Annotated in this window: 8 protein-coding genes and 1 pseudogene; 3 read left to right on the top strand and 6 right to left on the bottom strand. The window is 61.2% G+C overall.

From position 1 onward, the window contains the following. The first annotated feature begins 252 nt into the window (after positions 1-252). A pseudogene (locus tag ON20_RS26445) lies at positions 253-1,477 on the top strand (IS110 family RNA-guided transposase). Between the two features lie 256 nt (positions 1,478-1,733). Here the strand turns inward: ON20_RS26445 and ON20_RS36885 are convergent. The 5 genes from ON20_RS36885 to ON20_RS36895 all read right to left on the bottom strand — a co-directional run bounded on the left by ON20_RS36885 (position 1,734) and on the right by ON20_RS36895 (position 6,223). Next, positions 1,734-2,342 carry a hypothetical protein gene (locus ON20_RS36885; RefSeq protein ID WP_157229023.1) on the bottom strand — a complete coding sequence of 203 codons (609 nt, stop codon included), beginning with the start codon at positions 2,340-2,342 and terminating at the stop codon, positions 1,734-1,736. 19 nt (positions 2,343-2,361) lie between these two features. Continuing rightward, positions 2,362-3,072, bottom strand: coding sequence for an IQM protein middle domain-containing protein (locus tag ON20_RS26450; protein WP_157229024.1), 711 nt, complete (start codon positions 3,070-3,072; stop codon positions 2,362-2,364). Positions 3,073-3,812: 740 nt separating this feature from the next. Then, positions 3,813-4,541: an LLM class flavin-dependent oxidoreductase gene (locus ON20_RS35000; RefSeq protein ID WP_157229025.1), complete on the bottom strand. Its 729-nt coding sequence runs from the start codon at positions 4,539-4,541 to the stop codon at positions 3,813-3,815. A gap of 189 nt (positions 4,542-4,730) precedes the next feature. After that, positions 4,731-4,889, bottom strand: a complete 159-nt coding sequence (locus ON20_RS36890; protein ID WP_157229026.1) for a hypothetical protein — start codon at positions 4,887-4,889, stop codon at positions 4,731-4,733. 173 nt (positions 4,890-5,062) lie between these two features. Further along, positions 5,063-6,223: an ATP-binding cassette domain-containing protein gene (locus ON20_RS36895; RefSeq protein WP_169332381.1), complete on the bottom strand. Its 1,161-nt coding sequence runs from the start codon at positions 6,221-6,223 to the stop codon at positions 5,063-5,065. 396 nt (positions 6,224-6,619) lie between these two features. Here ON20_RS36895 and ON20_RS26465 point away from each other — a divergent pair, with 396 nt between their 5' ends. After that, positions 6,620-6,823: a hypothetical protein gene (locus tag ON20_RS26465; protein ID WP_040839917.1), complete on the top strand. Its 204-nt coding sequence runs from the start codon at positions 6,620-6,622 to the stop codon at positions 6,821-6,823. 206 nt (positions 6,824-7,029) lie between these two features. Here the strand turns inward: ON20_RS26465 and ON20_RS26470 are convergent, their stop codons facing one another. Then, on the bottom strand, positions 7,030-8,046 hold the full coding sequence (locus ON20_RS26470; protein WP_218002634.1) for an IS110 family RNA-guided transposase: 1,017 nt from the start codon (positions 8,044-8,046) through the stop codon (positions 7,030-7,032). Between the two features lie 45 nt (positions 8,047-8,091). Here ON20_RS26470 and ON20_RS39280 point away from each other — a divergent pair. Next, positions 8,092-8,315: hypothetical protein (locus ON20_RS39280; RefSeq protein ID WP_306306879.1), on the top strand; the 224-nt coding region annotated here is incomplete at its 3' end.

An 8,315-nucleotide genomic window follows, 5' to 3' on the forward strand; every position in this document is an offset into this window, starting at 1 on the left:
CGGGTAGCCCGTCCCACCGCTTCTCGGTCGGGCAGACTCGCTACTGGTAGCGGTCGGCAGGTGAGCACACGTTGGACCAGGACTTCGAGTCCCAGACTGAGATCGTGCCCCTGTCGGTCGGCCGGGAGGACGGATCGCTGCTGGGATGTCGTGCCCACCCACCATGGGTGTGAGCACAGGTTCATTAGGTCGCAGACTACTCCCGCACGCTGCCGGAACACGGTGTCCGACAACGACGAACGGAAGCTTGCTGTGCTGCTGGTCGGTGACGACTGGGCCGAAGATCACCACGACATCGAGGTGATGAATGAACAGGGCAAACGCCTGACCAAGGCACGGCTGCCCGAGGGAATCGCCGGGATCACCCGGTTCCATGCGATCATCGCCGAACACCTCGGCGACGACGAGGACGCGACCGAGGTGCAGATCGGCATCGAAACCGACCGGGGCCCCTGGGTAGCGGCGCTGATCGCGGCCGGATACATGGTGTTCGCGGTGAACCCGCTGCAAGCTGCGAGGTTCCGGGAGCGTCGCGGCGTGTCCGGCGCGAAAAGCGACGCAGCCGACGCGCACACCCTGGCCGATATGGTCCGCACCGACGCCCACCAGCTACGCCCCGTCGCCGGCGACACACCGCAAGCCGAGGCGGTGAAAGTGGTTGCCCGAACACACAAGACGATGATCTGGGAACGAACCAGACACCCAGCGGCTGCGTTACGCGCTGCGGGAGTACTTCCCCGCCGCGCTGGAAGCCTTCGACGACCTCGACGCCCCCGACACCCTCGAGCTGCTCGGCAAGGCCCCCGACCCGGCGTCGGCGGCCCGGTTGTCGCTCAACCAGATCAAAGCGGTGCTGCGCAAGGCCCGACGTCGCGACGTCGGGGTGAAGCCACCCAGATCCAGGCGATCCTGCGCAGTGAGCAGCTGGGTCGACATCCGGTGATCGAGCAGGCCTACGCCACGACGACCCGGTCGGCGGTCGCAGTCCTGATCGCACTCGACGCGCAGGTGAAGGTCTTGCAGGGGGAGGTAGAGGCTCATTTTGGCAGGCACCCGGCCGCTGAGATCATCATGTCCCAGCCAGGGCTGGGACATGATACTCGGCGCCCGGGTGCTCGCCGAGTTCGGGGAGGACCTCCACCGCTACGCCACCGCGAAAGCCCGCAAAAACTACGCCGCGACCAGCCCCATCACCCGCGCGTCGGGAAAGATGAGGGTCGTGACGGCCCGGTTCGTGCATCAGGACCGCCTCGTCGATGCGCGGCCGAGCCAGGCGTTCTCCGCCCTGAAATCCTCGCCCGGTGCGCGTGCTTACTACGACAAGCAGCGCGCTCGTGGTCTCAACCACAGTGCCGCGTTACGCCACGTCGCGAACCGTCTCGTCGGCATCCTCCACGGCTGTCTGAAAGCGGGCACGGTCTACGACGAGGCCACCGCATGGGCACACCACAACCACGACATACCGGTCGCCGCTTGACAGCGGCAGACCCTGGGATGTCTCAGTCGCAGGATGGCCAGCGGAACGACGTGCGGCAACCACCAGCGACCAATGACCCGCGACCTGTCCTGACGTGGCAACCGCACGGCGACTGCACCGCACGCGTAGCCCGACCAGCAGCTACGCCAAATTCGTTGGATTTCCGGTGATTACTACCGGAACCCACAGCGACACGACGAACCAGCAGGCCAGCGCCCCAGGTGAGTTTCTAGAGGCATGGTATCGAGTCTTCATTTCAGCAATCCGGTGTCTCTGCATCAAAGGCAACCATGTCACCCAGGCCGATTCTCGTGGCGTTGGCGATTTCTTCCAGGATACGCCGCCTGGGAATTTGCGCATTGTGTGCGACTATCAATGTGTGCTTCGCTCTGTTCAGCCATACAAACCCTATCTCGGCACCCGAGCGTAACTCTAATAGAAAGTACTGACCACCTCCACCTGGCAATCTATGAAATATCAGTCCAAGTCTGGCTTCTATGTCCGGCCATGGAATGGTCACCTGCGCGAGAGCCGGTGCATTCAAGAACTCTTCCCACTCGGTTTCAGGCAACACCTGAAACGGAGGGACCGGCCATGGTCGTATTTCGTCGAGCTCGTGTAGTATGCGTGATATCAGGTCTCGCGCTTCGCTCTCGGAATATTTTGTATGAACAATTGCGCCGATTTCCTCGCCCGAGTCGGCAGCAGTAGCGATGGCTTGATGCATCTGCTCCGGCGTAATCGAGAACGGGGGGCGTCGCACCAATGCATACGATATGTGGTGAACCTCCTGCGCGTCGAGAGTGCGCGAGAATCTGATTCCGTATAGAATAGCATTCACCACAGCACGCCATTCGGCCGTCATTGCACCGCTCCTCATAGTATCATTCTTGTTGATCCGGTCTGTAGAATTCTATTTCCACATCCTTTATATTTATAGGTACTCCCTTGCCGATAAGATGCCCAATGGTCTGCGCGAAGATCCGTTTCGACGGCTTGTAGTGACCGCTTGAGTTGTCCAATCCTGTCAATACGCCATCCTCCACGCGCAACATACCGGCACCGGCTACTGGTCCACCGGCGAGCAGGCTCGAGTGCTGAAATTTTCCGGGCGCCCATATTTTTGAGGCATACATTGTGCCCCGTTTGCCCAGGACATAAAGGGCCCACGGATTCTCATAACCCAAGAAGTCCAAACAATCGGAGGTATCGAACAAATTACCGCGTGAATCGTATATTTTGCCGTCGCCGGGGTCGATTCGAAGTGCGTATTCCTTCCGCTCCTGTAAAGTCAGGTACTTGACCTTCTCTCCGGGAAAGACGCGATTATCCGGAAGATGTTCGCCGATGAAACGAGGATCGAGTGGAGTCACCTCGAGCGAGCGTCGACCGGCGAGTGCGGCGGAACTATCCACGGCATGCAGGATGTCAGGCACGATCGCACGGTCGGTATGCTGTAGGTTCAGGCTCGCGCGGTCCGCCTCGGTGGCTACCCGCCGCATGAACGCCGCATAGTATTCTGTCCCTTCACGCACACGATCACTCAACTGTGCAGCAAGTGCACGCAACATCGAAAACTGTTCGCCACGCAACATACGCACTCTTCCCAGTCCATACACTCAATCGGAATGATCGGTCCTCAGCACGCCGATCCGGTCGCAGGAGATATACGTTGACGCAAATCAATTCCAGGCAATCCTGTATCGACGGTTGTGTGCCATACACCAGCTGTATTGCGCGGTTGTAGCCAACTTCGAGGGCCAGGTGTGCCGGTTGCTTGTCGACCGGCAGCGAGCTGTCGGCAAATGAACCGGCACGGGTTGGAGGCCGCTTCCTTCGTAGAGGAAGATGGTCACCATCATGTCGAAGTGTCACCCCACCCGAGGTTCGTGAGAAGGCCGTTCGTTTGGTCTTGGAACGCCTCGATGAATTCGAGTCCCGTATTCTGCGGCCAAGGCGATCGGTCCGATGATCGATGTGCACCTACGAGATGCTGCGGGTGTGGGTGAAGAAAACCCTCGCGGAGGGGCCCGACCCGAGGCAGCCGCCGGTGGGCTGTCATCGGCCGAGCGTGAAGGACTGCAGCGGCTGCGGATAGAGGTCCGAGAGCTCGAGCAAACCAATGAGATCCTGCAACTCGCCTCAAGTTTTTTCACGCGGAAGTTCGACCCGCAACACCACTGATTGTCGGGTTCATCGACGAATACCGCCAGGCATACGGTGTCAAGTCGATCTGTCGTGCCCTGTCTGAGCATGGAGTACAGATCGCGCCCAGGACCTGTGGACATACCCGAGCCGCTCGCCGTCCAGCTGTCATACTGGCGTTGCACGACGTTCACGCTGTTCTGGAAACCGAGGTCTGCACGTCAGACTCGCGCAGACGCGGCAACACCTCGCTGACCAGTGCACGTACCGTCGCCAGCGACGTCTCGTCGTCGTTGCCTGGGATGATCGACCGGTCGTCCACGTCGGCGTCTGCGTACGCCAACAGCTCAGTTGCGAGATGTTCGGGCGGGCCGCCACCGCAGGCTCTGATATATGACGTACCGCTGCCGACGGCACTTCGTCGGCGACCTGGACCGCATAGAACCCACCCGCCTGCCCCGGCCATTCGCGGGCCATCCTGGCAGCGTCGGCCGGCCTCTGCGCGCGCCTGAAACGGCAGCCCACGCTCGAGTGCGCGTCGGCAGGTTCCAGCAGCACCAGCCAACCACAGCTCGGGAGCGCGCCCGTCGAAGGGTATCGGCGATAATCTGTCGCTAGCGGGAAGGGAAAGCCCTTCACCCCCAATGGGTTCGCCGACAAACGCGTCGATGAGTCCGTCGATGAGATTCGCGAAGATCCTGCCCCGCCTATCGTAGTCAGCTCTTCGCAAGTCGAACTCGCGTTTCCAGAGTCCCGGCGAAAGTACGAGGACGTGGTTTCCTTCGGTCAGATTGTCAAGGGTGGCCGATTGCTTGGCGAGCCGCTGAACCTCGCGGATAGGAAGTGCATATGCGCCGAGGCCAACCCGGACTCCTGGGTAGCCACCCGCTAGAAACGCCAGCCACGTCAGCGGCTCCATCCCGCCCGACCACCGCGGAAAATCGTTCACGACGAGCAGGCCCCCACCGAGCCAAGGGCGTCGATTCCGCCTTCGTACGCGACGTCAGCCACCGCAAACGAACCATCATGCGTTCCCGCGAACGGGGAGATACCTACGCGCATAGTGTCCTTTCCGAGGGCCGCCGGTTGCGGCCCTGTATCATTGAGTTCAGAGCTCTCGCTGGTCGAGCACATGAAACGCAGCCGTGAGGTCGTACCGATGGTTGTCGGCCAGCCGAATGCTGTAGATCGCGGCGTCATCGAGCATCCTGGCCGGGTGTAGCGCTGTTATGTCTCTCCGCTCACTGAGGACGATTCCCCGACTCATGCCACGATCCGATCAGCAGACTGTTCAGTAGACCGAAGTCCCAAAACACCAGCAGGCCGAAGGCCGAGGTCACGAACACACCGGCGAATAGCTGTTCCACATCAGGCGAGCCGTATACCGGCCGATACCGGCGCCAGCTTGGCGGAAGAAGAAGTCATCGAAGACAGCGCGGGTCACCGAAAGTCCGGCGGAGGTGCGCCAGCTGGTGAGGATCGAGCGCACCGCCTCGGGAAGCAGGAGCTTGGTGGCGGTCCAGCGCCGGCCGGCCTCGCCCAGGCGAAGAGTTCGTGATGCGACCGATCCGCCGACTGCAACCCGAACAGGGTCGTCGTGATGATCGGGAACAGCGAGATCAGCACGCACATGAGAACTCGACTGCTGAATCCGTATCCGAACCAGAATCCGAGGAGCGGCACCAGCGCAAGGATAGGGAGTGTCTGCAGTACGACCGCCCACGGGTACAACGATGGCTCAACCCACAGCGCCTGGCACATCAGCAATGCGGCGATTGTGCCGACGACGATTGCGAGCGATAGCCCGGTGAGCGTGACCGAGGCGGTCGAACCGATCGTCCCTAGGATCACGGAGAAGTTCTCGGGGTCGAGTATGCCTACCCGAACCACTCGCTGGGGTGGCGGAAGGAGGAACTGCCTATCGGGAGACAGAGCGAAGGTACCGAATGTCCACCAGATAGCAACGACGGCGCCCGCAGAAAGTCGAAAGGAACCGCGATATCGACAACGATACGAACCGGACGGGGCGACATCACGACTATTCGTGTACTGAGGAACACCGCCTCTGCGATCGAATGGGTGACGAACAGGCCGGTGAAGCGCTCGCGAAGGGAAGACTACCTGCAACTCTTCTACGAGCGTCTGACGGGTCAATTGGTCGAGTGCGTCGGAAGGCTCGTCAAACAGGAATGTACGCGGTTCGATGGCGAGAGTACGAGCGATGGAAACCCGCATCCGCATATCTCCGGACAGAGCACGCGGTTTGTGGTGGGCAAACGCTGTCAGGCCCGGAAGCTTGAGCGCTCGTCGAGCACACTCGGCTCGGACACGCTTGTCGACACCAGAAAGCTCCATGAGCAGTTCGACGTTGCACTGTACACTTCGCCACGGAAGCAGCGTGGGATTCTGAAAGACGTGACCGATCTCGCCGCGATCGATCACCACCACCCCGCCGCTCGCCGTCTCCAGCCCTGCCGGGAGCCAGAGTAGCGTCGACTTACCATAACCAGAGGGACCGATTATGGAGACGAACTCGCCTGGCGCAACCGAGAAGATGGTCGGCTCCAGCGCTATCGTTCCGTCATTGAAAATTTTTGACACGTCTGAGAATTCTATAGGCGTATTATCCAGGGAGTCCGGATCGCTAACAGGAGCGTTTGCTACGGCGGAAATGCCAAGCATTGACAATCCTTCAGAATTGAGCTGTAGAAGATCGCCGACCAACGATCGGCACATACATTAGAACATGCCCTTGAGCAATCGCCACGGCCACAGGCGGTAAATATTTCTCAATCACGCAGCAAGACTCATTAAAATCGGCCTGATTCGTATTTACTATCCCAGCCCTCCGCCGCCCAGGGTCTGTCCGGTCTTCGGCCCTGTCCTATTTTCGGTGGTAGCGGATCCTGACTTATCCGAGGAGGACCCGGTGCCGGAGAAGCAGAAATTCAGCGCGACCATAAATTTGTCGTTTGATCAGCTTGGTCCAGGCGTGACGTGCTGTTCGACGGCAACCTCCACGGAGTGGTATCGGTCGCCGAGGGCCGCCGACGATGGCCGAAAGAAGAACTGGTCTCGCTCAGCGAAGAATGGGAAGTCGGCCCCGCCCCGCGCGAGGATGAGGGCGAGTTCTACCTCGACGAGAACGAACTCACGGCCCGCTACCCCGACGAATGGGCCGACGACGAAGAGGACGAGTAGGGGGTAGAGCCTCATCCGCCGGCAATCCGGCGCTACGGCTTGCTACTCGTCCTCCTCGTCGTCGTTCGGAGGGTCAGTTCGTCTGGGCCAGGCGGATCTGCTGACGCAGTTGGTGCAGTTGCAGCTCCCACTGCATGATCCGATCCTGGGCCCGACTGGCCTGGTCCTCGGCCTGCTGGGCCAGCTGGGCTGCCTAATGATCTTTGTCAAGCAGCAGCAGCCGTCCGGTAGTCGGTCCGGTAGGGCTGGCGGGTGCGCAGGAGGGCATGCAGGACGTTGATGCGGCGTCTGGCCAGTGCGATGAGGGCTTGGTGGTGCCGTTTGCCTTCGGCGCGTTTTCGAGCGTAGAAGGCTTTGCTGACCGGGTCGGTGCGGATAGCGGCGAAGGCGGACTGGTAGAACACGAATTTCAGTGTCTTGCTGCCTGCCGTGGCGCGGCGCAGGTAGTGCATCTTGCCGGACTGTTGCAGAACCGGTGCCGGCCTGGCGGCGGAAGCAAGCTGGTCAGCGGTGGCGAATCGGCTCAGGTCACCCGCTTCGGAGAGGAATTCTGCGGTCAGGGTGGCCCCCATCCCCGGCATGCTGGTGATGAGGGCCGCATCAGGGTGGCGGTCGAGATCCTCACGGATCTGAGCCTCGAGCTCGGCGACACGGCGTTCGACTGCGATGGCTTCGGCAGCGAGTTCCCGGGTGAACTCGGCCCTGCGCGCTTCGCCGGGCACGACGATGCGTTGCGCCTGGGCCGCGGTGATCGCCTTGTCGACAAGCCGTTCGGCATACGGGCGACGGACCCCTGCATGCAGCAGGTGGTCGGTGATGCGGCGGCGCCCGGCTCGGCGTATCCCGGCCGGGGTGGCGTAGCGGGTCAACAGGTGAAGATCACTCAGGTTGACGACGTCGACGGCTCGTTCCAGGCCGGGGAAAACGCTGGTCAGGGTTTCACGCAGCCGGGCCAGGCGGCGAGTTTGTTCCGTCACGAGTTCTCGACGCCGGTTGACCAGAATACGCAGGTCGAGAGTGGTTTCGTCTTCGGTGGTGACTACACGCCAGTCATCGCGCAGTCGCAGCTGATCGGCGATGGTCTTGGCGTCACGGGGATCGGACTTTGCTTCTCCTCCTTTGGTGGCGCGGCGGGCAGATTTGACAACCAGGCCGGGGACGTGGACCAGTCGGATTTCGGCTTCGAGCAGCATCGCTGTCAGCAGACTCGCGATGCCGCCCATCAGATCGATTCCGGCAGTGGTTTCGCCGTGTTAGGCGCGCAACCCATGCAGTCGGTCGATCAATCCGTCGATACTGTCCGGATCGTTGTCGACCCGTTGGGAGACAAGGACCTTTCCGGTTTCTGCGGCGACCGCCGTGATCCAGTGGAACTCTTTCGCGACATCGATACCCACGACAACAGCCATGCAACCCTCACTCGTCTCGGCATGCGTGCGGTGCGTCCTCGCTCCGCCGGCAACGCCCTACATAGCGATGGTCCGCAGTGCCT

It is taken from the genome of Nocardia brevicatena NBRC 12119 (genome assembly GCF_000308495.1).
Classification (GTDB): domain Bacteria; phylum Actinomycetota; class Actinomycetes; order Mycobacteriales; family Mycobacteriaceae; genus Nocardia; species Nocardia brevicatena.